The following is a 25,737-nucleotide window of genomic DNA, read 5'->3' as shown; positions in this document are numbered from 1 at the left end:
CTCGGTATTGGGGCAGCTGGAGGGGAAACGGTGGGCTCTCTACGAACTCGCTCAGGTGAAGCGCGGGATCGCCGGCGCGGTGCTGGCTTGCTCGTCGTCGCGATGGTTGCGCCCTCGCCCGGGTGTGCGCCGGAGGAGCGGCGCTTCGTCGGTCCAGGCGCCACGGGAGGGGATGGCGCCGCCGGTGGAGCAGGTGGATCCGCCGCTGCGGGAGGCGGTCGCGGCGGCGAGGCGGGCGGCGGCGGCGGCGCTGGCAGCGGTGGCGAGGCGGGCGGCGGCGGGGCTGGCAGCGGTGGCGAGGCGGCTGGCAGCGGCGGGGGGAGCCCCGTGGCGTGTTCTCCCGCGGAGGCGCGGTGCGCCGGCGATCTCCTGGAGGCGTGCGGCGGAGACGGGCAGTGGCGACCTGTCGGCTGCGCTGGGTGGTGCGGCGCGGGCGCGTGCGTCGTGCCGCGGAGCTGCCAGGGCGGCTCGCCCGGAGCAGGCGAGGCCTGCGGTCCGGAGCGGAACCAGCCTTGCTGCGCGAGCCCACGCGTTCCGGGCGGCAGGTACGACCGGAGCAACGACGAGGCCTATCCTGCGGAGGTGAGCGATCTTCGCTTGGACCGGTACGAGGTCACGGTCGGACGGTTCCGCAGCTTCGTCGAGGCGTATCCCGAGAGCCGACCTGCCGGCGGCGCCGGAGCTCACCCGACGATCCCGCGAAGCGGCTGGGACGACGGGTGGGGCTCCCGTTTGCCGGCGACCCAGGCCGAGCTGAGGGAGGCATTGAAGTGCAAGCCGGGATTGCACACGTGGACTGACGACACGGGCGACAACGAGGCCAGGCCGATCAGCTGTGTGAGCTGGTTCGTTGCGTTCGCGTTCTGCGCCTGGGATGGCGGGCGGCTCCCGACGGAAGCGGAGTGGAACCATGCGTCTGCCGGCGGGGGCGAGCAACGGGAGTATCCGTGGGGCAACGCGTTTCCCAACGCGACGTACGCCGTGTACGACGCGGCGGGCAGCGCGGTTGTCGGCTCGAAATCGCCGAGAGGCGATGGCCGGTGGGGGCAGGCCGACCTCGCGGGGAACCTGTGGGAGTGGACCCTGGATTTCCATGGGCCGTACCTCGCTCGGTGCTCCGATTGCGCGAAGGTCGAGGGCGGCTCCACGCGGGTGATCCGCGGCGGCAGCTGGTGGCAGCCCGAAGCGGAGGACATCTCCACTCCCCTTCGGGAGAGCTGGGACCCGGCCGATCTCACGGACGCGCTCGGCGTCCGCTGCGCAAGGCCGCTGTAGCGCCGGCCGCGCTTCGTGAGCCACGCTGACCGGCGCCGTGAGGCGCCGCGGTCAGGGGGAGATGAGATAGATGACCGTGAAGGCCACGGTGAGCGTCGCGGCTGCAAGCGCGATGAGCTTGGGCATGGTCCAGTCGTCTTCGATCTTCGGGTTCTCTGTGCTCATCGTGGTCCTCCGCCGTGCTCTCCGCGCGCGTCGCGCGCGCTCGTCTCCTGGCAGAAGGCGGACTCGCCGTCAACCCTGACCCCCGGCCGCGCCCTGTCCGCCCGCGTGCAGCAGCGCCAGCCTCACCACCTCGGGCAGCAGATCGGCGAGCAGATCGCGCAGCGACGCCCGGTCGAGCTCGTGGCGCTCGATCCAGTCGAGGCTGGTCGCCTCCACGAACCCGATCCACCCGCGGAGCGCCACCCGGAGCGCCGGGGGCCGCTCGGCCACCGGCGCATCGGCGAGCAGCTTGTCGAGGAACCGGCTGCGGGTCTCCTCGATGATCGCCAGCACCTCGGCGTCCGAGCCGATGCCGCCCCGGAAGATGGCTGCGTAGGAGATCCCCTGTCGCTCGACATACGCCAGATAGGCGTCCAGCCCGGTGCGCAGCCGCTCCGGCTCCGGCACGTCGTCGACGTCCAGCGACCGCTCGACGAGCTCGCGCGCCGCTTCACGCAGGACGTCGATATAGAAATCGCGCTTGGTGGGAAAATAGTGGTAAAGAAGCCCTTTCGAGATGCCTGCGGCCTGCGCCACCTCGTCGATGGATACGTCGTCGTAGGCTCGCTGGCTGAAGAGCTCGAGCCCGAGCGCGAGCAGCTGCGCGCGGCGCGCGTCGAGGTCGAGCCGCTGGCGGGGCGGCTTGCCCTCGACGCGCCGGGACGTCGCGGCGCGGGACGGCTTTCGGGTCGAGATCATGAGAGGCGGACACCCTACGCTTCCGTCGATCCGGGTTCAATCTCGGCAGAAGCGGCGACTCCGGTTCATGCATTGGGCCGCTCTCGTTACGCTCTTGCCGCGCTCTCGTTACACTCTTGCTGCGCTCTTGTTCCGCTGGCGTCCTCTCTTCGGCTTGCCCGACGCGACCCGGGGAGGAAGCGTGTCCGTCGCAGCCCTCGCCGGGCGCCGCCGCGCGACGTGCCGGGCGTGCGTCGCGCGGCGCGTGGGCCCGGCGTCGTCTTTGCTCCTTGTGGCGCCCTTGCATGGCGCATCCCTGGGATGTGCAGGAGGGAGACATGCAGCATCTCACGATGTCCGCTCTGGGCGCCGTCCTCCTCGCGACGGCGCTCTCGCGCGCGGCGTTGCCCGCGGCGTTGCCTGAGCGCCCGGCCTGCCCGCTCACAGCCGCGCTGACCGGGCAGGACGAGGTGCCCGGTCCCGGCGATCCCAGGGGGAGCGGCACGGCCCGTCTCACGTTCGATCTCGTCCGGGGCGAGGTCTGCTTCGACCTCACGGTCGCCGGCATCGCGCCGGCGGTCGCGGCGCGCGTCCACGAGGGCCGGGCCGGCCACGCGGGCCGCGGTGTCATCACGCTGATGCCGCCGACGGGCGGCAGCTCCAGCGGCTGCGTCAGCGCGGCCCGCGACGACATGAGCGCGCTGCTCACCGCACCGGAGCGGTATTACGTCGCCGTCCGCACCGCCGATTTCCCCGACGGCGCCTTGCGAGGCCAGCTCTCGCGCTGAACGCCTCGCCAGGAGCCCGGTCACCCCGGCAGCCCGGACAGGCGCTGTGCCGATGAAGAGCTCCCTCCCCGGGGGCCGTGCCTCCCCGGATCTACCCGCCCCGCAGCAGCTTCCTCAACCGGATCTCCGTGATCTTCCGCTGCTCTTCCGCCGCGATGTGCAGCTCCTCCTCCGGCGTGTGCTCGATCCGCTCGCGCAGCATCTCCAGCATCTCGTCCGCGCTCTTCCCGGTGGCGCAGACGATGTAGATGAACCCGAACTTCTCGTCGTAAGCGAGGTTGTACTGCGCGAGCGCCTCCCGCAGCTCCTCGGCCGCGGCGTTCATCCCCGCCTGTTCCTGGCTCGAGAATCGCCTCGCCGTCGCGCTCGCCTCCGCGGCCTCCGCCTGCGGCCAGGTCTCCCCGATGCGGGGGTGCGCGCGGAACGCCTCGAGCCAGTCCTCCGGACCGAGCCGCGCGAACACCGCCGACGCCGTCGCGAGCAGCGCCTCCTCGTCGCGGAACGGCCGCGCCGCCGCCATCTGCGACGCCCACGACGACGCCCCGCACGCCGCGCGGAGCTCCGCCTCCGCCTCCCGTTCGGTGAGCGCGTCGAGCCAGCGGAGCCGCTGCTCCGCCGCCCCGCTCCGGGTCGCCTTTCCGAAGATGCGGAGCCGGCTCACGCCGCCGTCAGGATAGATGTTCAGGCGGACGTGCGTGAACGGCCCCGCCGCGCGGAGCTCCTCCTCGAAGAGGTGGCGCGTGTGCGCCTGGAGCTTCGTCTGCGGCACGATCTCCCGCCAGTCGCCCGCGCCGGCGAGCTCTTCCACGGGGCGCCCCGCCGCGTCGATCCCCTCGATCATGCAGCTGTCGGGGTAATTGCCCTTGAAATGGTTCGTGTCGACCTCGATCCGGCGGATCTCGCCCTGGGCGGCGAGCGCCACGAGCGCCCAGTCGTACCCGGGCCCCCGCCGGCGGCGCGTCTCCCAGCCCTCTCCCATGTTCGCCGCCCGGCCGGGCAGGATGAGGTTGTGGCGCACCCCGAAGAACATGTCGCTGCACGAGAGCACGCGGGCGCCGTTCTCCGCGGCCCCGAGGTCGAGCTCCGCGCCCGGCCGGTCGAGCCGGCGCCAGTCGGGGACGGCATCGCCGTGCACCCGGAGCCGCGCCACCCCGCCGTCCGGATAGATGTTCAGGCGGAGGTGCGTGAGCCGAGAGGGGCAGCTCACCGCAAACGCGTTCTGCGCGTCGCCGGCGAGCGCCGAGCGCGTCAGGATCTCGACCCAGTGGGTCCGCGGATTCAGCAGCTCCTCCACCCGCGTATCCGGCCGCGCCGCGCACGCCTCGATGGAGCAGTGCTCGGGGTAGTTGCCCCGGAAGAACGCCGTATCGATGACGACCCCGCGGATGATCCCGGGCAGCCCCAGCCGGACGAGGCACCAGTCGAACCCGGGAGTCCGGCGCCGGCGCGTCTCCCAGCCATCCATCCACTTCCCGCGATCTGTGTACTCGTGCTCCAGGAACACCGGTCTTCCGGCCTTGAGCAGGTTCTCCTTCGGCGCGAAGAACTCGTCGTTCGCCGAGATCACCGCGCCGCCCAGGCGCTCCGAGGCGAGATCGAGCGCCTCCGTGAACGCCGGCGCCGTCACCCCTCTCTCTTCAGCCATCGTCCCCTCGCCTCCCCGGAGAAGCTCCCGCGAAAAAACACCTTCTCGCCGCGAAGGTAGGTGGCCTGAACGACCCCGTGGAGCTCCTCCCCGGCGTACGGCGTCACCTTGTGCCGGTGCTGGAGGAGCGGCGGCTCGACCCGGAACGTCGCCTCGGGATCCCAGATCACGAGATCCGCGTCGAACCCTCGCCGGATCTCCCCTTTGCGGCGCAGCCCGGCGAGCCGCGCCGGCCCTCGGCACAGCCAGTCCGCGAGCCGCTCGAGCGGGATGCCCCGGCGGCGGGCGTCGGTCCACACGATCGAGAGGCCGAGCTGCAGGCTCGAGATCCCGCCCCAGGCGGCGTCGAAATCGCCGGCCTCGATCCGCTTGAGCTCGGGCGTGCACGGGGAGTGGTCGGAGACGACGAGATCGATGAGCCCGCCCTGGAGCGCGGCCCAGAGCTCCTCGCGGTTCTCCCGCTCCCGGATCGGCGGAGCGCACTTGAAGGGCGTCGCGCCGTCTGGGATCTCCTCGGCGGCGAAGTGCAGGTAGTGCGGCGTCGTCTCCGCGGACAGCGCGGCGCCGCCGTCGCGCGCCCGCCTCAGGATGCCGAGCGCCGTCGCCGACGAGAGGTGGACCACGTGCGCGGCCGCGCCCGTCGCCTGGCAGAGCGCCGCGAGCAGGGCGATCGCCTCGTCCTCCGCCTCGCGCGGCCGCGAGCGCAGGTAGGCGGCGTACGTCCGCGGATCGAGGCCGGCGAGCGCCGCGCGCGCCGCGTCGATGGGGCCGGGGAGCTCGGCGTGGACGAGCAGCGGCGCCCCCGTGCCCGCGAGCACCTCGAGCGCAGCCCGCAGATCCGCCTCGGCGACGTGGCCGAACTCCGCCACGCCGGAGTCGACCATGAAGCACTTGAAGCCGAGCGCGCCGGCCTCGAGCAGCGGAATCAGCTCTCCCGCGTTGCCCGGGACGGCGCCGCCCCAGAAGCCCACGTCGACGAGGCACCGGCCCTCCGCCGCGCGCGCCTTGTCCTCGAGGTGCGCGACCGTGGTCGTCGGCGGGATGCTGTTGAGGGGCATATCGACGAGCGACGTGACGCCGCCCGCGGCCGCGGCGCGCGTCGCCGTCTCGAACCCTTCCCACTCGGTCCGTCCGGGCTCGTTGATGTGCACGTGCGCATCGACCAGGCCGGGCATCACCACCGCGTCCTGCGCGTCCACGACGGGGCAGCCCTCCGGCACCTCGTCATGTCCGGCGACGGCGACGATCGTGCCGCCCAGGATGTGCACCGAGGCCGGCCGCACGACGCCTCCGGTGACCACCCGCAGCCCGCGAACGATGAGGTCCGGCGTCATCGGGATGCGACGATACCACGGCGCCGAGCGGCCCGCCGAGGCGCCGGGCGGCCCGCCCAGGCGGCGCTCCGTCGCGGCTTGAGCTCTCGCCGTCCTGCTCCTACGCTGCCGGCGTGAGCGCCGATGGCCGAGCTGCGCCGCGCCAGGGCGGCGCACCGGGGCGCGGCCCCGTCCCCTGGGAGCCGCTCTTCCACGAGAAGAGCCGTCTCTACTGGCCGATCCGCCCGCGGGCCGAGGCGTTCGCGGGGTGCGTCGACTGGCCACCGGTCGAGGACTACAACCGGGCGCTCGGCGAGGGCTTCCCCGTCCGCTTCGTGGAGCAGCCGCCGAGGCCGCGGCGCCGCGGGCGGCACGGGCCGCTGGACCTCTCGGCGCTCTACGACGCGCGCATCCATGTCGAGGGCTGCGTGCCCACGCGTCCGAGGAACTGGCACGACTTCCTCAACATGCTCGTGTGGGCCGCGTTCCCGCGCGCCAAGGCGGCGCTCCACGCGCGCCAGCACCGGGCGATCGCCGAGCGCCTCGACCCGTCTGCCGAGGCGCTCCCGGCGGCGCGCACGCGCGAGCTGGACGGGCTCGCGCTCCTCGACGAGGGTGGGCTGCTGCTGCTCTACGACGACACGCACGCACGCCGGGCGCCCCTGCTCGTCGACGCCTCCGACCTCGGGCGCTGCGCCGGCGAGGTGCGGGACGCCGTGCAGCGGGGCGAGGTCGCGGCGCTCGTCTTCGGCCACGCGCTCTACGAGAGCCTCCTCCGGCCCGGTCCGACCGTGTACGCGCTGGTGCAGCCCATCCCGTGCGAGGGCCCGCTGCCGGCGGCGCCGGACGCGCTCGTCTCGCTGGCCGACGCGCGCCTCCGCGATGCGCTGCGGTCGCCCGGCAGCTTCGCGCACCCCGAGCGCAGCGCGCGGCTCCCGGTCGACGAGCGCGTCCTGTGCTGAGCGGGTGAGCGCCGCTCTGTGTTGCGACGATCGAGGAGGCGTTCCCCGGAGCGCGGCTGTGGTCTGGGGGGCGCGAGGTCGTATAGGAAGGCGGCCGGCGGCGCGGCCGCGCCTAGATCGTGCGCGAGGCTTGCGCCCGCGAGCGGGTCGCCCGGATGATGGCCGCCGCCATGACGACCATCCGACTCTACGATCTCCAGGTGCGCGACGATCGCAGGCCGAGCCCCTTTTGCTGGCGTATCAAGTACGCGCTGGCCCACAAGGGCCTCCCGTTCGAGACCGTGCCCACCGCCCTCACGGACATCCCGTCGATCGCGGGCGGCGCGCACAAGACCGTGCCGATCATCGAGGATGACGGCAAGACCGTCGGCGACTCCTGGGTGATCGCGGACTACCTCGACGAGGCCTATCCGGACCAGCCGCGCCTCTTCGGCTCGGCGGCGGAGCGCGAGCTCTGTCGCTTCGTCGAGGCCAGCCTGTTCGTGAGCGCCGGCAGATCGCTCCTCATGAGCTATCTGAAGGACATTCACGATCACGCGCTCGAGAGGGACCGCGCCTATTTCCGGCAGAGCCGGGAGAAGCTGTTCGGCCGCACGCTCGAGGAGCTGGCCAGCGAGCGCGCGGAGCGCATCGACGCGGCGCGCGCGGGCTTCGACTCGGTTCGACTGACGCTACAGGGCGGCGGTCCGTTCCTCTCGGGGGCGCACCCCGGCTATGCGGACTACATCGTCGCGGGCTTCCTGCTCTGGATCGCGTCGATCGCCACCGCCCCGCTCCTCAAGAGCGACGACCCGCTGCTCGCGTGGCTCGGCCGCGTCCAGGATCTCCACGGCGGCCTCGGCCGGAAGAGCCCGCTAAACGCGCTCGTGGCCTGAGCGGCCGCTCGCCCACGCAGGACGAGCTGAGAAGACCCAGCCCTGTACGGCGGTCGAACCCCCCCGCGAGCAGGCCCAAGGCCAGGCTGTACGGGGGTCGAGCCCCCCGCGACCAGGCCCAACGCCAGGCTGCACGGGGGTCGAACGCCAATCGCGAGCCGGCGAACCCCGTTCAGGACCGCCGCCGCGCCGCGAGCGCATAGACCAGCGGCAAGCGGCGCCCGAACCTCCTCATGCGGAACTGCCCGGGCGGCCCCTCCGCCATGTCCGGGAAGATGTCGTACGGAGACCAGTCGATCTCCCGGAGCCGCTCCAGCGTGAGCCCGGCGTCGAGGAGCGCCGTCACAACCGTCCCGATACCGTGGTTCCAGCCGACCTCCTTGAGCCTCACGGGCGCGTCGCGGTCGGCGTACGTGCCTGTCTCCTCGGTGGGGATCGGCTCTCCGTGCCCGTCGTACGGATAGGCGATGTGCTCGAACGCGTCGTCGAACGTCCACACGACGGGGTGGAACTCGACGAGGTGCAGGACGCCCCCGGGCTTCAGGCACGCGGCGGCCGCGCGCGCCCAGCGCGTCATGTCGGGGAGCCAGCCGAGCACACCGTACGATGTGAACACGATGTCGAAGGTCTCGCCGCCGACGGCCGCTGGAGCGTCATAGACGTTGGCCTCCACGAACCGCGCGTCCAGCGAGAGCTCCTCCGCGAGCGCGCGCGCGGCGAGGATGGCCTCGTCGGAGAGGTCGAGCCCGGTCACGCGCGCGCCCAGGCGCGCCCAGGACAGCGTGTCCTGACCGAAGTGGCACTGGAGGTGGAGGAGAGACTTGCCGCGCACGTCGCCGACCTGATCGAGCTCGATCGGCTTGAGCGAGCTCGCGCCGGCCCGGAAGGAGGTCAGATCGTAGAACTTGGAGGCCAGGTGCACGCGGGTGCGCGTGTTCCAGGCGGCGCGGTTCATGTCGAACCATTCGGCTTCGGGCATGGACGCCGTCTATCACGGCCCGAGCCGTGCCGCCTCGCGCGGCCGTGACGGTCGTCCCCTGCAGGCTCCGACGCCTGCCGTCATGAAGCCTTCCTGGCGCCTGTCTCGAGCGCCCCCGGCTCATACCCCAGGTTCGGCGACAGCCACCGTTCCGCCTCTTCGAGCGTCATCCCCTTGCGCTTCGCGTAGTCGGCGACCTGATCCCTGCCGAGGCGCCCCACCATGAAATACCGCGCCTCGGGGTGCGCCAGGTAGATGCCGCTCACGCTCGCCGCCGGCATCATCGCGCAGGTCTCGGTCAGCTCGATGCCGACCGAGGGCGCGTCGAGCAGCGCGAACAGCTTGCGTTTCTCGGTGTGATCCGGGCACGCCGGATACCCGAACGCCGGCCGGATACCCCGGTATTTCTCCTCGATGAGGGCGTCGTTGGTCAGCGCCTCTCCCGCGCCGTAGCCCCAGTCCCTCCGCGCCCGCTGGTGGAGCAGCTCCGCGAACGCCTCAGCGAGCCGGTCCGCGAGCGCCTTCGCGATGATCGCGCTGTAGTCGTCCTTGTCCTGCTCGTACGCGCGCACGATCTCATCGAGCCCGATCCCCGCCGTCACCGCGAACGCGCCGACGTGATCGGCGAGCCCGCTCTCCCTCGGCGCCACGAAATCGGCGAGCGACAGGTGCGGCTTCGCCCCGAAAGAGGCCTTCTCGCCGTCCTCCTCGGCGCCGCCCGCGGCCTTCACCTGCTGCTGCCTGAGCATGTTGAACCGGAGGAGCTCCCGCGAGCGCGCCGCGTCCCCGTAGAGCACGATGTCCCGCTGCTCGCCGCTCGCCGGCCAGAACCCGTAGACGCCCCGCGCCTCGAGCAGCGCGCCGTCGATGATCCGCTGCAGCACCTTCTGCGCGTGCTCGAACAGCTCGCGCGCCGCCTCGCCGTACTGCGGGTGCTCCAGGATCTGCGGGAACGGGCCCCTGAGCTCCCAGGCGGTGAAGAAGAACGTCCAGTCGATGTACCGCGCGATCTCGGAGAGCGAGATGTCGTCCACCACGCGCCGCCCGGTGAACGACGGCGCCGCGATGTCCTCGGGCCGCCATGCGATCTTGAGCCGCCCCTCGTCCGCCGCGGCGAGCGTCACGAGCGGCTTCGCCCGCTTCCTCGCGAACAGCTCGCGCAGCCGGGCCTGCTCCTCCCGGTTCTGCGCGTCGAACGCCCGGCGCTTCGCCGCGTCGAGCAGGCTCGACACCACGCCCACGGCCCGCGACGCGTCGAGCACGTGCACCACGGTCCCGCCGAGCTCCGGCGCGATCTTCACCGCCGTGTGCTGCCGGCTCGTCGTCGCCCCGCCGATGAGCAGCGGCAGCCGGATGCCCCGCCGCTCCATCTCGCGCGCCACGCTGACCATCTCGTCGAGCGACGGCGTGATCAGCCCGCTCAGCCCGATCATGTCGGCCTTCTCGTTCAGCGCGGCCTCCAGGATCCTGTCCTGGTGCACCATCACGCCGAGGTCGACCACCTCGTAGTTGTTGCACCCGAGCACCACGCCCACGATGTTCTTGCCGATGTCGTGCACGTCGCCCTTCACGGTCGCCATCACGATCTTCCCCTGATACGACGACTCGCCCGCGGCCTTCTCGGCCTCCATGAACGGCATGAGGTACGCGACGGCCCGCTTCATCACCCGGGCGCTCTTCACCACCTGCGGGAGGAACATCTTCCCGGCGCCGAACAGCTCGCCGACGATCTTCATCCCGTCCATCAGCGGCCCCTCGATGATGGAGAGCGGCTTTTCGTACTTCTTGCGCGCCTCCTCCACGTCCGCCTCGATGAAGTCGACGAGCCCCTTCACGAGCGCGTGCGACAGCCGCTGCTCGACCGGCGCCTCGCGCCAGGCGAGGTCGAGCTCCTTCTTCTTCCCCTTGCCCTTCACCTGCTCGGCGAAATCGACGAGCCGCTCGGTCGCGTCCGGGCGCCGGTTGAAGAGGACGTCCTCCACCCGCTCGAGCAGGTCCTTCGGGATGTCCTCGTAGACCGCGAGCTGCCCCGCGTTCACGATGCCCATGTCCATGCCCGCCCGGATCGCGTGGTACAGGAAGGCGGAGTGCATCGCCTCGCGGACCGCGTTGTTCCCGCGGAACGAGAACGACAGGTTCGACACGCCGCCGCTCACGCGCGCCCCCGGGCAGGTCGCCTTGATGATCCGCGTCGCCTCGATGAAGTTCTTGGCGAACTCGTTGTGCTCCTCGATGCCTGTCGCGATCGCGAGGATGTTCGGGTCGAAGATGATGTCCTGCGAATCGAAGCCGGCCTCCTCGATGAGCAGCCTGTACGCGCGCTGGCAGATCGCGACCTTCCGCTCCACCGTCTCGGCCTGGCCGAGCTCGTCGAAGGCCATCACCACGACCCCGGTCCCGTAGCGCCGGACGACGCGCGCCTTCTTGAGGAAGTCCTCCGGCCCCTCCTTGAGGCTGATCGAGTTGACGATCCCCTTGCCCTGGATGCACTTGAGCCCCGCCTCGATGACCGACCACTTCGAGCTGTCGATCATGATCGGGATGCGGGCGATCTCGGGCTCGGTGGCGATGAGGTTCAGGAACGTCGTCATCGCCTGCTCGGAGTCGAGCATGCCCTCGTCCATGTTCACGTCGAGGATGTTCGCCCCGCCGCGCACCTGGTCGAGCGCCACCTCCAGCGCGGTCGTGAAGTCGCCCTTCTTGATGAGCTCCATGAACCGGGCCGAGCCCGTCACGTTGGTCCGCTCGCCGATCATCATGAAGTTCGTGTCGGGCCGGATGACGAGCGTCTCCAGGCCGCTGAAGCGCCCGAAGCCGTCGCGCTCCGCGGGCAGGGGCCGCGGCCTGAGCTCGGCCGTCGCCCGGGCGATCGCGCGGATGTGGTCCGGCGTCGTCCCGCAGCAGCCGCCGACGATGTTCACGAGGCCGCTCTCCGCGAACTCCGCGAGCAGCCGCGACGTCGTCTCCGGCAGCTCGTCGTACTCGCCGAACGCGTTGGGGAGGCCGGCGTTCGGGTAGCAGCTCACCCGCGCCCGGGCGACCTTCGCGAGATCCGCGAGGTATGGCCGCATGTCGCTCGCGCCGAGGGCGCAGTTGAGGCCGACGCTGAGCGGGCTCGCGTGCTCCACGCTCGTCCAGAACGCGTCGATCGTCTGGCCGGAGAGCGTCCTGCCGCTCCGGTCGGTGATCGTCACGCTGAGCAGGATCGGGAGGCGCCGCCCCTTCTCGGCGAAGACCTCCTCCATCGCGACGATGCACGCCTTCAGGTTCAGCGTGTCGAGGAACGTCTCCGCGAGGAGCACGTCGGCCCCCCCGTCGACGAGCCCGCGGACCTGCTCGGCGAACGCCCGCCGCAGCTCGTCGAAGGTCACCGCGCGGAACGACGGGTCGCTCACGCTCGGCGAGATCGACAGCGTCTTCGGCGTCGGTCCCAGCGAGCCCGCGACGAAGCGCGGCTTGTCGGGCGTGCGCGCCGTCCACGCGTCGGCCGCCTTCCGGGCGATCTGGGCCGCGGTCACGTTGATCTCGTAGGCGAGCGACTCGAGCCGGTAGTCGGCCTGGGCGATCGAGGTGCCCGTGAAGGTGTTCGTCTCGATGAGGTCGGCGCCGGCCTCGAGGTACGCGCCGTGGATCTCGGCGATGACGTCCGGCCGCGTCAGCACGAGGAGATCGCTGTTGCCCTTGAGGTCGATCGCGTGGTCGCGGAAGCGCTCGCCGCGGTAGTCGGCCTCGCCCAGGCCATAGCGCTGGATCATCGTGCCCATCGCGCCGTCGAGGCACAGGATCCGGGTGTCGAGGATCTCCTCGATGCGCGTGGGGTGTTCGCTTCCGCTCATGGCCCTGCTCTTTCTATCCACTAATCCGGATAAGGAGATGGTAGCCTGGCGGATCTGCGGGCACGCGTCAAGCGCCGCCTGCGGTCGGCGAGGGCGGCGGTCTTCCTCTGGTCCGAGGCCTCACCTGGTGCGCTCTCACCTGGGACGAGGGGGCGGGCCCCTGGGCGAATGGCGGCTACACCTGGACGGGCGGCGTCGGGTCGATCGCGTACCCCGTTCCGGCTGAGGCACTGGCGGACATCGCTAGAGGTGCGTATCTTTGGCTAGCCCTGAGCACCCCACCCCAGGGCACGGCCGGCCGGGCTCACCGCGCGGCTCGCCTCGAGCGGGGCGAGCGCCCCCTCGGGCAGGGCAGCCGTCCCCGGCCGGACAAAGCACGCAGAGGAGATTTCAGGATGATCACGATCACGCAGAAGGCCGCCGAGAAGGTGATGGAGATCGCGACCGCGGAGGAGCTGATGGGGCAGGGGCTGCGCCTGCGCGTCGTGGGCGGCGGATGCGCCGGCTTCTCCTACGACCTGTACTTCGAGGACAAGCCGACCGAGTTCGACGAGGAGTTCGAGGACCGGGGCATCAAGCTCTACATCGACCCGCTGAGCTACCAGTACCTCGACGGAACCGAGATCGACTACGTCGAGGGCCTCCACGGCTCCGGCTTCAAGTTCAGCAACCCGACGGTGAAGAGCACCTGCGGTTGCGGCTCCTCGTTCTCCGTCTGAGCGCGCGCTCGCACTCCGGCTGACCCTCACGTCCGCCCTGGCTCGCTCCGTCGTTCGGCGGAGCGGCCGACGTGAGATGCACACGAGCTCCCGGGCGTCTCCGCCCGGAGCATCGAGACCCTCCCGGCTCTCTCGTGCCTCCTTTTTGCCTCAGTGCTCGCGCAGGCGAGCCTGAGCGGCGTGCGCCATGGCTTCGCAGCCACGGTGTACAACCTGCCCGCCCGGGGCGGCATGCCAGCTGCATCGCAGCCTGGGTGGGCTGCTCTCTTCGGTATCTCGAACCAACTACTTCGGCGGCAAGTGCCGGCGAAGCGATCAACGCGATCGAGGCCCGGCGTCGGCCGGCCTCGACAGCAGGAGCCGAGGTACGGCATCGGCCGGCCTCATCAACCGAAACGGGGTCTTCGGACCTTGAAGGAAATCCTGTGCAAACGTCCCGAGATCAGGCCAGCGCGGTTTCGCGCTACATCACGCATGTTCGGCAGATCCCGGAGCTGTCGCGCGAGGACGAGGTCGAGCTCGCTCGACGGTGGCGGGACCACGGCGACGAGCGGGCCGCGGCCGCTCTCGCGCTCGCGAACCTGAGGCATGTTGTCTCGATCGCGATCAGCTACCGGCGTTACGGGATCCCGCTCGCCGATCTCATCGCCGAGGGGAACTTCGGGATCGTCCACGCGATCCGCAAGTACGACCCGGACCGTGGAAATCGCTTCGTGACCTACGCGGCCTACTGGATCCGGGCGTACATCCTGAACCACGTCATTCACTCCTGGAGCCTGGTCGGCGTGGGCTCGGGCCCGCTCCGCTCGAAGATGTTCTTTCGCCTGCGGCGGGAGCGGGCGCGCATCGCGGGCCTCGTGGGCGAGGGGGAGGAGGGCGATCGGCTGCTGGCCGAGAAATTCGGCGCGCCCGCGGAGAAGGTGCTGGAGATGGCCCACCGGCTCGAGGCCCGGGACGTCTCGCTCGACACGAAGGTGTTCGAGGACGGCGCCCGGTCGCTGGTCGATACGCTGCCGGCGGACGAGCAGGACCAGGAGGAGCGCTTCTCCCGCGCGGAGGAGGGGGCGCTGCTCCGCGAGCGGCTGACGCAGGCCGTCGAGAACCTCGACCCGCGCGAGCGGTACATCGTCGAGACCCGGATGATGGCGGATCCGGAGGAGGAGCTGTCGCTCGCCGAGATCGGGCGCCGCCTCGGGGTGTCGCGCGAGCGGGCTCGGCAGCTGGAGGCGCGCGCGAAGAAGAAGCTGCGCGACCGTCTCCAGCCGCTGGCGGCGTAGCGATTTGCCACAGGTGAGCGGCGGGCGAGCACAAAAGCACGGAGCCCCGCCGAGGCGGGGCTCCGTGGTCGCAGGGGACGTAAGCCGAGTTCTGTTGCGCGGGGGGTCGCCCCCCTCGCGCCGGCGATCATTCCTCTAGGACGCGCGTTGCCGCGCGCCTCAAGCAGCCAACCCGGAGGCCTGGGGTGGGCAACCCTTGCCGTGGCGGCGGTTGCCGCCGCGGACGCCTCCCTACGCGGCCTTGCTCCAGGTGGGGTTTGCCGTGCCGCCCTTGTTGCCAAGGGCGCGGTGGGCTCTTACCCCGCCGTTTCACCCTTGCCGCGCGGCGAGCCCCTCGCGGAGCGCGCGGCGCGGCGGTCTGTTCTCTGTGGCACTTTCCTCGAGATCGCTCTCACCGGGCGTTACCCGGCACCCTGCCCTGCGGAGCTCGGACTTTCCTCCCGCGACCGGGTTTCCCCGGCCGCCGGCGATCGCCTGTCCCGCTGCGACGCGGCGAAGATAGTCAAGAGACGGCCGAACGCCAACACCTCCGCGCGGCGCCCCCGAGGCTGCCCCTTCACTCAGGTGCGGCGGAGCTTCTGCGCCATCTGGGCGCCCAGCTCGGCCGACCGGTTCGACGCGGCCTCGACCGCGTCGATCAAGGTGCGCCGGAGCCCGCCTGCCTCCAGCGTGTGGAGCCCCGCGATCGCCGTGCCGCCGGGGCTCGTCACCATGTCCTTCAGGCGGCCGGGGTGCTCGCCGGTCTCGAGCTGCAGCTTGGCGGCGCCGTACACCGTCTGCGCCGCGAGCAGCAGCGCCACGTCCCGGCCGAGGCCGACCTTCACACCGCCGTCGGCCAGCGCCTCGATCATCAGCATGATGTACGCAGGGCCGCTGCCCGACAGGCCGGTCACCGCGTCGAGCAGCGACTCGTCGAGCACGACCACGCGGCCGACCGCCTGGAACAGGGTCCGCGCGATCTCGACGTCGTCGCTCGTGGCGTGGCTCCCGGCGGAGATCGCCGTGGCGCCGGCCAGCGCGATCGCGGCGGTGTTCGGCATGCTGCGGATGACGCGCGCGCCCTCCGGCAGGCGGGCCTCGATGGCGTCGATCGGCACGCCGGCCGCCACCGAGATGACGACATCCGTGCGGCCCAGCCCCGACGAGAGGGGGGCGAGGATGCGATCGACGATCTGCGGCTTGACGGCGATGACGAGGACGTCGGCCCACTGGCAGAGCGCCTCGTTGTCCTCCGTGGTCTCGATGCCATACCGCGTGTGGAGGAACGAGAGCCGCTCGCTCTTGAGATCGCTCGCCCGGATCTGCTCCGCGCCCACGGCGCCCCCCTGGAGCAGGCCTCGGATGAGCGCCTCTGCCATGTTCCCGCCGCCAAGAAACCCGATCTTGCGCCCTCGCAGCCGGCCGTCGTCGCTCCCCATCGCTATGCTCGCCTCCAGGAGCGCGCACCCTAGCAGCCCTGCCGAGCCCGCGGCTCAAATCTCGACGGTCGTCGCCGCCAGCGCGGCGTGCTGCCATGGACGGGCGGGCGGACGCGCGGCGCGCCTTCCCCCGGCGCGCCTTCCCCCGGCGCGCCTTCCCCCGGCGCGCCGCGAGCGCCCTTGTCAGCGGACGTCGTGGCGTTATCTGTGCGGCGGAATGAACGCAGTCGGTTCCCTGTTCGCCGAACGCAGGACGGGACCTTTCGACTGCCCGACGGAGATTCCATGATTCAAGCGGTTTCCTCTCGCTCTCGCGCTTCGGCCCTCGCGCTGCTCTCGATGGCGGCGCTGGCGTTCGGTGGGTGCGGCCAGCAGGCGCACGCCACGCCCCCCTCCACGCAGGCTGCCGTCGCGTCGCCGCCCGCTGCAGCACCGCCGCCCGTCTCGACCGTGACGCTTCCGCCGGCGCCGGTGCCGGCCACCTTCGATGTCGCGGCGCTGTCCGAGCGGGTCAGGCCGATGGTCGTCAACATCACGACGATGCACGAGTCGCGCGGTCCCGAGCGGCTCGATCCCTTCGAGTACTTCTTCGGCCCGCAGGGCGGCGGCCGGCTCGACCCGCGGGGCCCGCGGCCCCCGCAGACGGCGCTCGGGACCGGCTTCATCATCGATCCGAGCGGCTACGTGGTGACGAACGAGCACGTCATCCACGACGCGTCCGGCGTCCGCGTGCGGCTCGCCGACGAGCGGGAGTTCGAGGCCGACGTCGTCGGGCGCGATCCCAAGCTCGATCTCGCGCTCCTCCGTCTGAAGGGCGCGAACGGCCTGCCCGTGGCCCCGCTCGGGACGAGCGAGCAGCTGCGGGTCGGCGAGCACGTGCTGGCGGTCGGCAACCCGTTCGGGCTCGGCCACACGGTCACGCTCGGCATCGTCAGCGCGAAGGCGCGCGCGATCGGCGCGGGGCCGTACGACGACTTCATCCAGACCGACGCCTCGATCAACCCGGGCAACAGCGGCGGGCCGCTGTTCAACTGGCGGGGCGAGGTCGTCGGCATCAACACCGCGATCCGGGCGGGCGCGAACGGCATCGGCTTCGCGATCCCGGTCGACGCGCTGAAGGACGTGCTCCCGCAGCTCCGCGAGAAGGGGCACGTCGAGCGCGGCAAGCTCGGCCTCCTGTTCCAGCCGGTCACGCGCGAGCTCGCCGCGGCGCTCCAGCTCGACGCGCCCAGCGGGGCGCTCGTCGCCGAGGTCGAGCCGGGCGGCGCCGCCGCGCGCGCCGGCATCAAGCCGGGCGACGTGATCGTGGACGTGAACGGCGTCCCGATCCACCACGCCGAGGAGCTTCGGCGCAACGTGGCGCGCAACGCGCCCGGCTCCGAGATCGAGGTGACCGTGGTGCGCGCCCAGAAGCGGCACGAGCTCCGGGCCAAGCTGGACGCGCTGCAGGACGAGGAGGGCGACGCGGCCAGCCGCGCGCGGCCGAGCCAGGGCGCCCGGCCCGAGCGGCAGCAGAGCTCCGAGAAGCTCGGCATCCAGATCTCCGACGCGCCCGGCGGCGGGGTGCGGGTCGACGGGTTCGCGTCGGGCAGCAACGTCAAGGATCTCCAGGTGGGCGACGTGATCGTCGAGGTGAACAGCACCCCCATCAAGGACACCGCCGGCCTCCGCGCGGTCATCGCCAAGGTCAAGGAGGGGTCGATGGCGCTCCTCAAGGTGCGGCGCGGGAAGCTCGTCCAGTTCGCGGCCGTGCCCATCCCTGCGCGCTGATCCTGCGGCGCGGCCGGCGCGCGCCGGTCCGCGCCGGTCTTTCCCGATCACCCCACGCCTTGCCGTCGGCCGGCGGTCTCTTCTCCTCCCTCGGGCGCGCTCGCAGGCGAGGCGTCCGCGGCGCGCGCCGCCTCCGCGAGCGCGCGCTTCTCCGCCTCCGTCCGCTTCACGCGCTCCTCGAGCACGTCGGCGCCGAGGTAGCGGAAGACATAGATGCCCCCCACGAACATGCAGAGGAACAGGGCGAGCACCCGCCAGATGACGATGTACGGCACCACGAACGCGCCCTGGACCCAGGGCGACATGAGCGCGTTCGAGCCGAGCTCGGCGACGCCGCTCGCGCCGGGCGTGGGGCTCATGTAGAGCGCGAAGTTGAGCAGCGTCTGGGTCAGGACGACCTGGACGATCGGCGGGCCCACCGAGACGAAGGTCGAGGGCGACGTCGGGATGCCGAGCCCGAGCAGGATGAAGTAGGCGACCGCGAACCGCGACCAGAAGAAGCCGAACGTGAGCAGCAGCGCGGCGGCGTAGGCGCGCTTGCCGCGGCGCATGTAGACGCGGAAGCCCTCGTGGAACTTGTCCACGCTCCGCAGCAGGCGCGCGGTCATGGCGCCGGGCGCGGCGAGCGCGGCGTCGGCGCGGGCCCGCAGCCGGGGCACGCGCCGGGCGCCGAGCAGCGCGGCGCGCAGGAGCTGCCCGAGCGGCACCGACAGCGCGCGGACGATCGCCTTGAGGAGCGGCGGGTACGCCGCCGCGACGATCAGCGCGACGAGCGCGGAGCCGAACATGGTCACGGTGAAGAAGAGCAGCCACTCGATCTGCGCCCCCCCGTGCATGACCAGCGCCCCGTTCTGCCGCAGCACGAAGATGGCCAGGGCCGAGAGAAGGAAGAACGTGACGGTGCACGAGGCGGTGAGCAGCTCCGCCGTGGCCACATCGACGAGCCGCATGCCGCTGTGGACGAGCACGGCGGCCTGCGAGGGCGCCGCGCCGGCCTGCCCCGGGGTCACGCCGGCGCAGAACATCAGCACGAACTCCGCGGTCACCGCGGTGCGGACGCGGAGCTCGGGCCAGAGCACGCGCCCGAGGACCCAGATCCTGAGGCCTCCGAACACGCCTTCTTGCAGCGCCAGCACGGCGCCGACGAGCAGCCAGCCCGGCCGCACGTGCGCGAGCCCGGCGGCGAGGCTCGCCTGCTTGTCGTGGATCTCGCTGTAGAGCACGTAAGCGAACGACGCGAGCGTGAGCGTGACGATGACCTGGATGCCTCGGATCAGGGTGGCGCGGTTCATACGGGGGCGCGCAGCCGGGATGATCGCCTGCGCATGCCCTATACCCTGTCGCCGGCGCTCGCGACCGTCATGCGGCGCTTCGCCCCGGCGCGCCAGACGCGTCCCGGGGCGGCCCGACCGCAGGACGCGCGTGGCCGGTGCGAACGACGTTTCGCGGGGGCGTTTCTTGTGTTGTCCAGCGCTCGTCCAGCGCGGCGCGCGCCGTCGTTCGTGGTCGCCGCGAAGCGCGGCTCTCACGCTCGTTCCGCGGCTCTCGAGGCCGGGGCGAGGAAGATGTCTATTGTCTATTGCGTCGCCGAGGAGGGCTCGCGATGCTGGCCGTCTCATGGCGGCACGTAAGATCGCTATCAATACCGGAGGCGGCGATGCGCCCGGGCTCAACGCTGTGATCCGCGCGGCCACGCTCGCCGCGATCGAGCGCGGCTGGGAGGTCTGGGGGATCCGGCAGGGCTACCGCGGACTGCTCGAAGACTCTCCGGACGGGCTCATCCGGCTGGACCGCGAGCGGGTGCGGGGCATCGCGCACCTCGGGGGCACCATCCTGGGTACCGTGAACCGCGGCGATCCGTTCCACTATCCGATGCCGGGCGAGCACGGGCTCGTGCCGCGGGATCGGTCCGAGGATCTCGTGCGGCGGTTCCGCGCGCTCGGGTTCGACGCGCTCATTGCGGTGGGCGGCGACGGCTCGATGCGGATCGCGCACCAGCTCCTCGAGCGCGGGCTGCCCCTCGTCATCGGCGTGCCGAAGACGATCGACAACGACGTCTGCTGCACCGACGTCACGTTCGGCTTCGACACGGCCGTTTCCATCGCGACCGAGGCGCTCGATCGGCTTCACACCACGACCGAGGCGCACGAGCGGATCATGGTCGTGGAGGTGATGGGGCGGCACGCAGGCTGGATCGCGCTCAACGCCGGGATCGCCGGGGGCGCCGACGTCATCCTGATGCCGGAGATCCCGTTCCAGTACGAGCCGATCGCCGAGAAGATCCGCCTCCGGGAGTCGCGCGGGCGGCGCTTCTCCATCGTGGTGGCGGCGGAGGGGGCGTGCTCGCAGGGGGGAGAGCTCGTCATCAAGGACGCGGGCGACGCCTTCCGCCGCACCCCCGTCCTCGGGGGCGTAGCGGAGCGCGTCGCCAAGGAGCTCGCCACCCGCACGGGCAAGGAAGCGCGCTCGATGGTGCTCGGCCATTTGCTGCGCGGCGGCGGACCCACGACGGCGGACCGCTTGCTCGGGCTCCGCTTCGGCGCGTCCGCGATGCGCTTCCTCGTCGAGGACTGCGGGAGCGGGATGGTCGCGCTGCGGGGGAACCGGATCGAGCTGGTCTCCCTCGACGACGTGGCCGGCAAGACGAAGACGGTGCCGCTCGATTCGGACACGGTCGTCACGGCCCGTGAGATAGGCCTGTGCTTCGGCGACGAGCCGTCCGGCCATTTCGCCGCCTCCTGATCCCGGGCGCGCGGGTGTGCCGCTGTCGGCCGTCGGCCCGGCAGGAGCCGTGGCGGATTGTCCAGGCTCGCCTTCCACCGGGTCTCATTCGCGTGGCGCGCCGCCGGCCGGGCGGCCTGAGCATGGCGACCAGCCTCGTGTTTGACACTCGTCGAAGGGGGCCGATATCTTGGGTTCCCCTCCGAACCCGCGCACACCCCGGAACATGACGAAAGTCCTCGTATTTGAGAGTGATCCGGCGTTTGCCGGGGAGCTCCGCACGGAACTGGGCCGCCTCGGCTGCACCGTTCAGGTCGTCGATGATGGCAACGTCGGCCTGCAGGCCGCCGCGGCCGATCGCCCCGACCTCATCCTGCTGTCGATCGAGCTGCCGCGCATGAACGGCTTCTCGGTCTGCAACAAGCTCAAGAAGGACATGCAGCTCAAGGACGTCCCGCTCGTCATCATGTCGAGCGAGTCGAGCGAGGAGACGTTCGAGCAGCACCGAAAGCTCAGGACGCGCGCCGAGGACTACATCCACAAGCCGATCGCGTTCGGCGAGCTCCTCGAGCACATCCGCAACCATGTCCCGCTCGACGGCGACGACGCGGAGGCCGATCCGATCATGATCGATGAGGCCGAGGTGCTCGAGGCCGACATCGACGAGGACTCCGGGGATCCCACGATCATCACCGCGGCGGTGGGCTCGAACGGCACGTCTGCGAGCGTCGCGCCGCCGGCGCCGTCCGTCGCGCCGCCGGCGCCGTCCGTCGCGCCGAGGCCGCCGTCCGTCGCGCCGAGGCCGCCGTCCGTCGCGCCGAGGCCGCCGTCGGCTGTGCCGAGGCCGCCGTCCGCCGCGCCGCCGTCGCCGTCCGCCCAGGAGCGTGTGCGGGCGCCAGGACCGACGAAGCCTCCTCAGGCCGCCGTCGTGAGGTCGGATTCCCGCAAGTCGGATGAGGACATCGAGGAGTTCATCGGCGGCGCGTTCACCCGGTTGATCCGCGACGAAGAGGAGGAGCTGACCGACGTCAGGCCCTCGGTCGCGCCGTCGACGCGGACGCCGTCGACGCGGACGCCCTCGGTCGTGCCGTCGACGCGGACGCCGACGTCCACCGGCACGCCCCTGCCAGCCTCGGTGCCCCCGCCGGTGAGCTCGTCGCCGGTGGCTGCCTACCGCGCTCCTGTCTCCGAGCGCGGGGGCGCCTACCGCGCCCCGGTCTCCGAGCGCGGACGGCTGACCCCGGCGCCGCCAGCGCCGCATCGCTCCGACGTCGACGCGGGCGAGATCGAGCGCCTGCGCGCCGAGGTGGACAGGTCCAAGAGCGAGATCGTCCGCCTCACCAAGGAGGTGGCCGCTGCGCGCGCCACGTCGCTCCGCCTCGAGGGCGAGATTTCCACGGCGAACGACGGCAGCCAGGAGGCGGTCCGCCTGCGGCGCGAGCTCGACGAGGTCAAGGCGAAGCTCGCGGCCGGCGGCAGCGGCTCCAGGCCCGGCGGCGTGTCGAGCCGCGAGTTCCTCGATCTGCGCGAGGCGCTGAACAAGAAGGACAAGGAGATCCTCGCGCTCCGCGACCAGATGTCGCGCAAGGACAAGGAGCTCCTGGAGCTCAGGGATCAATCGCTGTCGCTCGATCGGGAGAAGGCCGATCAGGTCGACAGGATCCTGGAGCTCGAGCGTGCGAGCGAGGACCTCGACGGGCAGCTCGCGTCGCTGCGCGCCGACAAGGAGCTCGCGGCGAAGCGCGCCGACGACTTCAAGGCGCGCGCCGAGAAGATGCAGGCGCAGGTCGTCGCCCGCGACGCGGAGGTCTCGGCGGCCCGGCAGGCCCTGATGAGCGTCGAGGCCGCGCACACCGAGGCGCTGCGCTCCGCGGCGGACGAGAGGGCGCAGGCGATCGCCGCCGTCGAAGCGTCGGCGCGGCGCGAGATCGAGGAGAGCGCGCAGGCGGAGCGGGAGCGCTTCGAGCAGGCGACGGCGGCGCATCGGACGGAGGTCGAGAGGCTGAACGCCGAGCACGCCGCCCGCGTGGAGCAGCAGGCCGCCGAGCAACGCGCCGCCGCCGACAGGCTGGCCGGCGAGCACGCCGCGGCCACCGACAAGCAGGCCGCCGAGCATGCTGCGGCGATCGAGCGGGTGAGGGCGGAGCACGCCGCGGCCGTGGACGGCGTGAGGGCGGAGCACGCCGCGGCGCTGGACCGGCTGAGGGCGGAGCACGCCGCGGCGGTCGAGACATCGCAGGGCGAGCACGAGGCCGCCGTCGATGCGCTCCGGCGCGAGCACGCGGGCGAGACGGAGCGGCGCGACCGGGAGCACGCCGACGCGCTGGACGCGGCGCGCGCCGAGCACGCCGCCGGGCTGGACGCGGCGCGCGTCGAGCACGCCGCCGGCGTCGAGCGGATCAACGCGGAGCACGCGGCCGCGCTGCAGGTGGTGCGCGCCGAGCAGGTCGCCGCCGTCGAGCGGCAGCAGGCCGAGCACGCCGCCGCGCTGGAGGCGCTGCGGGGCGACCACGCGACCGCCGTCGAGGCGCTGCGGCGCGAGCATGCGGAGGACGTGGAACGGGGCGACCGCGAGCACGCGGCCGCGCTGCTCAGCCTGCGAGCCGAGCACGCCCGCGCCATCGAGGGACAGGCGGACGAGCACGCGCGGGCGCTCGAGGCGACGCGAGAGGACTTCGCGGCGCGGCTCGCAGCCCGAGAGCGCGAGCTCATCGAGGAGCGCGAGCAGGCCGTTCGCGCCGCCGAGCAGGCGCATGCGGCCCGGGTGTCCGAGATCGAGGCGCGCGCCGCCGACCGGCAGGCGCAGATCGAGGCGGCGCACGCGCAGGCGCTCGCCGACCTCCGCGGCGCACACCAGGCCGAGATCGCCGAGCGCGAGGCCGCCTGGACGGCGCAGAAACACGAGCTGGACGAGATCGCCCGCGGGCTCTCCACCGAGCTCGGGCAGGCGCGCAACCAGGTGGCGCACCTCGAGGCCCGCTCACGCGACCTCGAGCAGCAGCTGGAGCAGCGCACGGGCGAGCTGTCCGCCCGCGTCGAGGAGCGCGATCGCCTGCTGGGGGAGCTCGCCGAGCGGGCGCGCGCCGTCGAGGCGCTCCAGGGCCGGCTCACCGAGGCCGAGCAGCGGGAGCGCGAGCTCGGCGCCCAGCTCTCGGACCGGACCGAGGAGCGCGACACGTTGAGGACGCAGGGCGAGCAGCTCACCGAGCAGCTCGCCGTCGAGCGTGCCCGACTCCAGAAGGCGCGCTCGAAGTGGGGCGAGGACCGCGCCTCGCTGGAGCGCGCGCGGGAGGCGCTCGCCTCGGCGCTGTCGCAGATCGATCAGGGTGACGCGCTGTCGATCGAGTGAGCCGGCGGCGCTCGCCGGCGGGGCGCGGGGGCGATCAGCGCGAGAGCGCGGCCGCCCCGAACGCCTCGGGCAGGAGCGCTGCCAGCGAGGTGATCCGAGGCGCCACGCTGCCGCCTCCGGCGGCGATGAGGCGGATCGGGAGATCGACGGCGAACTCGGCGAGGGTCTGCCGGCACATGCCGCACGGGCTGCCGAGGATGGGCCCGCTGGTGGCGACGGTGAGCGCGATCGGGTCGCGCTCGCCGGCCGCGACCATCTGCGCGATGGCCGAGCGCTCCGCGCAGAGCGTGAGCCCGTACGAGGCGTTCTCGACGTTGCAGCCGGCGAACACGCGGCCCGACCGCACGAGGATCGCCGCGCCTACCCAGTAGCCCGAGTACGGCGCGTGCGCCCGCTCCCGGACGGCGAGGGCCGCCCGGTCGAGCGCGTCCCAGTCGATCGCCCGCGCCGCCTCGGTAGCGGCGGGCGCCTCGACGGCGTCCTGCGGGGCGCGGCTCACGACGCAGAGCTCCCGGCCGCGGCGCCTTCGCCGACGCGGCGGACCCACGCCGAGAGCAGCGCCGTGAACTGGGCGCGCGCCCTCCGGGCGGTCTCCTCGACCTCCTTGTGGTCGAGCTCGCGCTGCGTCAGGCCCGCCGCGAGGTTCGTGATGCACGAGATGGCCGCGGCCGGCACGCCCATGTGCCTGAGCGCGATGATCTCCGGGACCGTGCTCATCCCGACCGCGTCTGCCCCGAGCGCGCGCAGCATCCGGATCTCGGCGGGCGTCTCGTACGTCGGCCCGAGCAGACCGGCGTAGACCCCCTCGCGCAGCGGGACGCTCGCGTCGCTCGCCGCCGCCCGCGCGAGCTCCAGCAGCCTGGGATCGTGCGCGTAGGTCATGTCGGGGAAGCGCTTGCCGAGCGCCTCGTCGTTCGGCCCGAGGAGCGGGTTCACCCCCATCAGGTTCAGGTGATCGGTGAGCAGCATGAGGTCGCCGGCGGCGAAGCCGGGATGGATGCCGCCCGCCGCGTTCGTCAGGAGCACGGCGCGACAGCCGAGCCGCGCGAGCACGCGGACGCCGAACGCGACCTTCGCCGGCGGGTGCCCCTCATAGAGGTGCGCGCGCCCCTGCAAGCAGACGACCGGCACATCGCCGACGCGCCCGGCGCAGAGGAAGCCGGCGTGCCCCTCGACGGCGGGCCGGGGCATGCCGGGGATCTCCGCGTAGGGGACCTTCACGAGCCCGGAGAGCTCGTCGCCCCAGCCCCCGAGCCCTGATCCCAGCACCACGCCGATGCTCGGAGACGCCGGAATTCGTTGGTGAATGATGCGCGCTGCTTCGTCGAGCTCGGCCAGGAGGGTCACCGCGACAAGCTACCCGAGGGCGACGCGGGAGGTAAACGTCGCAGATGCACAGCGGCACCGAGCGTGATAGGGTCGCCGCCCTTTCGGGGTAAGTGACGACGATGGGCACCAAGATCGAAAATTTCTTGAAGGAACAGAAGATCGACCCCCGCCGCATCATTGCGGTGTCGGTCAAGATCGAGCGGCTGCAGCCGGAGGATCGGGCGATCCGCCTGACCAAGCGGCTGGCGCGCAGCAGCGAGGATGCTGCGAAGAAGAAGGAGGCCGCCAGCACCAAGAAGCCGCGAAGCGGCCGCCCGGTGACCGACCGCACGCTGGGCGCGGCATTGCAGGGCAAGCCGATCAGCGGCCCTGCGAAGACGCGCCTGCTGCGCGCGGTCAACCGCATCCTGGAGCAGAAGAAGCAGGAGAAGGTCGAGCTGTCGGCGCTCTTCGAGCTGCCGAAGAAGGGCGGCGCCGCGGCGGAGGGCGCCGAGGCCGCGGGCTGATCCGGCCGGACGACCCGGGTACACCCACGGTTCTTCCCGTCGCCCGGCTTGAGCGCACGTCGGCCCGAGGCCGAAGTGGGCTCAAGCCGGGCA

General features: G+C 72.0%; 19 protein-coding genes and 1 other RNA gene. 10 read left to right on the top strand and 10 right to left on the bottom strand.

The window, feature by feature from the left end; genetic code table 11:
• Positions 1–102 precede the first annotated feature (102 nt).
• A complete protein-coding gene (locus WMF17_RS30165; protein WP_437596635.1) occupies positions 103–1,275 on the top strand; it encodes a formylglycine-generating enzyme family protein in 1,173 nt (390 codons plus the stop codon).
• 234 nt (positions 1,276–1,509) lie between these two features.
• Here the strand turns inward: WMF17_RS30165 and WMF17_RS30160 are convergent, their stop codons facing one another.
• Positions 1,510–2,178 carry a TetR/AcrR family transcriptional regulator gene (locus WMF17_RS30160; RefSeq protein WP_437596634.1) on the bottom strand — a complete coding sequence of 223 codons (669 nt, stop codon included), beginning with the start codon at positions 2,176–2,178 and terminating at the stop codon, positions 1,510–1,512.
• A 317-nt stretch (positions 2,179–2,495) separates the two neighbouring features.
• On the opposite strand from WMF17_RS30160, the gene WMF17_RS30155 reads away from it, so the two are divergent.
• Entirely contained in the window at positions 2,496–2,945 is a 450-nt protein-coding gene (locus WMF17_RS30155) for a CHRD domain-containing protein (RefSeq protein ID WP_437596633.1), read from the top strand.
• Positions 2,946–3,036: 91 nt separating this feature from the next.
• On the opposite strand, the gene WMF17_RS30150 is transcribed toward WMF17_RS30155, so the two are convergent.
• Positions 3,037–4,590 (bottom strand): allantoicase, encoded by a 1,554-nt coding sequence (locus WMF17_RS30150; RefSeq protein WP_437596632.1) that lies wholly within the window; start codon positions 4,588–4,590, stop codon positions 3,037–3,039.
• Positions 4,569–5,924, bottom strand: coding sequence for an allantoinase AllB (allB, locus tag WMF17_RS30145; protein ID WP_437596631.1), 1,356 nt, complete (start codon positions 5,922–5,924; stop codon positions 4,569–4,571). Before allB ends, WMF17_RS30150 begins: the two co-directional genes overlap by 22 nt.
• Positions 5,925–6,037: 113 nt before the next feature.
• Here allB and WMF17_RS30140 point away from each other — a divergent pair, with 113 nt between their 5' ends.
• Entirely contained in the window at positions 6,038–6,865 is an 828-nt protein-coding gene (locus tag WMF17_RS30140; protein ID WP_437644394.1) for a DUF3025 domain-containing protein, read from the top strand.
• Positions 6,866–7,035: 170 nt separating this feature from the next.
• Positions 7,036–7,740: a glutathione S-transferase family protein gene (locus WMF17_RS30135; protein WP_437596629.1), complete on the top strand. Its 705-nt coding sequence runs from the start codon at positions 7,036–7,038 to the stop codon at positions 7,738–7,740.
• A gap of 172 nt (positions 7,741–7,912) precedes the next feature.
• Here WMF17_RS30135 and WMF17_RS30130 read toward each other — a convergent pair whose 3' ends face one another.
• Positions 7,913–8,719: a class I SAM-dependent methyltransferase gene (locus WMF17_RS30130; protein WP_437596628.1), complete on the bottom strand. Its 807-nt coding sequence runs from the start codon at positions 8,717–8,719 to the stop codon at positions 7,913–7,915.
• Between the two features lie 80 nt (positions 8,720–8,799).
• The gene (metH, locus tag WMF17_RS30125; RefSeq protein WP_437644392.1) at positions 8,800–12,555 is read right to left on the bottom strand and encodes a methionine synthase; all 3,756 of its coding nucleotides are present in this window, start codon (positions 12,553–12,555) and stop codon (positions 8,800–8,802) included.
• 395 nt (positions 12,556–12,950) lie between these two features.
• Here metH and erpA point away from each other — a divergent pair, with 395 nt between their 5' ends.
• Positions 12,951–13,274: an iron-sulfur cluster insertion protein ErpA gene (erpA, locus tag WMF17_RS30120; protein ID WP_437478668.1), complete on the top strand. Its 324-nt coding sequence runs from the start codon at positions 12,951–12,953 to the stop codon at positions 13,272–13,274.
• A gap of 425 nt (positions 13,275–13,699) precedes the next feature.
• Positions 13,700–14,551, top strand: a complete 852-nt coding sequence (locus WMF17_RS30115) for a sigma-70 family RNA polymerase sigma factor (RefSeq protein ID WP_437596626.1) — start codon at positions 13,700–13,702, stop codon at positions 14,549–14,551.
• Between the two features lie 66 nt (positions 14,552–14,617).
• Here the strand turns inward: WMF17_RS30115 and rnpB are convergent.
• Both rnpB and proC read right to left on the bottom strand, forming a co-directional pair.
• Positions 14,618–15,037: RNase P RNA component class A (rnpB, locus tag WMF17_RS30110), an RNA gene on the bottom strand.
• Positions 15,038–15,111: 74 nt separating this feature from the next.
• A complete protein-coding gene (gene proC, locus WMF17_RS30105) occupies positions 15,112–15,969 on the bottom strand; it encodes a pyrroline-5-carboxylate reductase (RefSeq protein ID WP_437596625.1) in 858 nt (285 codons plus the stop codon).
• Positions 15,970–16,254: 285 nt separating this feature from the next.
• Between proC and WMF17_RS30100 the strand changes: the two genes are divergently transcribed.
• Positions 16,255–17,739, top strand: coding sequence for a Do family serine endopeptidase (locus WMF17_RS30100; RefSeq protein ID WP_437644390.1), 1,485 nt, complete (start codon positions 16,255–16,257; stop codon positions 17,737–17,739).
• A 47-nt stretch (positions 17,740–17,786) separates the two neighbouring features.
• Here WMF17_RS30100 and WMF17_RS30095 read toward each other — a convergent pair whose 3' ends face one another.
• Complete coding sequence (locus WMF17_RS30095; RefSeq protein ID WP_437644388.1) at positions 17,787–19,031, bottom strand: lysylphosphatidylglycerol synthase transmembrane domain-containing protein; 1,245 nt, start codon at positions 19,029–19,031, stop codon at positions 17,787–17,789.
• Between the two features lie 325 nt (positions 19,032–19,356).
• Here WMF17_RS30095 and WMF17_RS30090 point away from each other — a divergent pair, with 325 nt between their 5' ends.
• Positions 19,357–20,481 (top strand): 6-phosphofructokinase, encoded by a 1,125-nt coding sequence (locus WMF17_RS30090; RefSeq protein WP_437596622.1) that lies wholly within the window; start codon positions 19,357–19,359, stop codon positions 20,479–20,481.
• Between the two features lie 205 nt (positions 20,482–20,686).
• Positions 20,687–23,809 carry a response regulator gene (locus WMF17_RS30085; RefSeq protein WP_437644386.1) on the top strand — a complete coding sequence of 1,041 codons (3,123 nt, stop codon included), beginning with the start codon at positions 20,687–20,689 and terminating at the stop codon, positions 23,807–23,809.
• Between the two features lie 34 nt (positions 23,810–23,843).
• On the opposite strand, the gene WMF17_RS30080 is transcribed toward WMF17_RS30085, so the two are convergent.
• Both WMF17_RS30080 and WMF17_RS30075 read right to left on the bottom strand, forming a co-directional pair.
• Entirely contained in the window at positions 23,844–24,308 is a 465-nt protein-coding gene (locus WMF17_RS30080; RefSeq protein WP_437596620.1) for a cytidine deaminase, read from the bottom strand.
• Positions 24,305–25,156, bottom strand: coding sequence for a purine-nucleoside phosphorylase (locus WMF17_RS30075; RefSeq protein ID WP_437596619.1), 852 nt, complete (start codon positions 25,154–25,156; stop codon positions 24,305–24,307). The genes WMF17_RS30080 and WMF17_RS30075 overlap by 4 nt, the downstream gene beginning before the upstream one ends.
• A 101-nt stretch (positions 25,157–25,257) precedes the next feature.
• On the opposite strand from WMF17_RS30075, the gene WMF17_RS30070 reads away from it, so the two are divergent.
• Positions 25,258–25,644, top strand: a complete 387-nt coding sequence (locus tag WMF17_RS30070; RefSeq protein ID WP_437596618.1) for a hypothetical protein — start codon at positions 25,258–25,260, stop codon at positions 25,642–25,644.
• Positions 25,645–25,737 lie beyond the last annotated feature (93 nt).

Origin of the sequence: Sorangium sp. So ce362, from assembly GCF_051519845.1 — a bacterium.
Taxonomy (GTDB): Bacteria; Myxococcota_A; Polyangia; order Polyangiales; family Polyangiaceae; genus Sorangium.
Note: the sequence above shows the minus strand (reverse complement) of the source record. Positions and strands in the feature narration are given on the sequence as shown.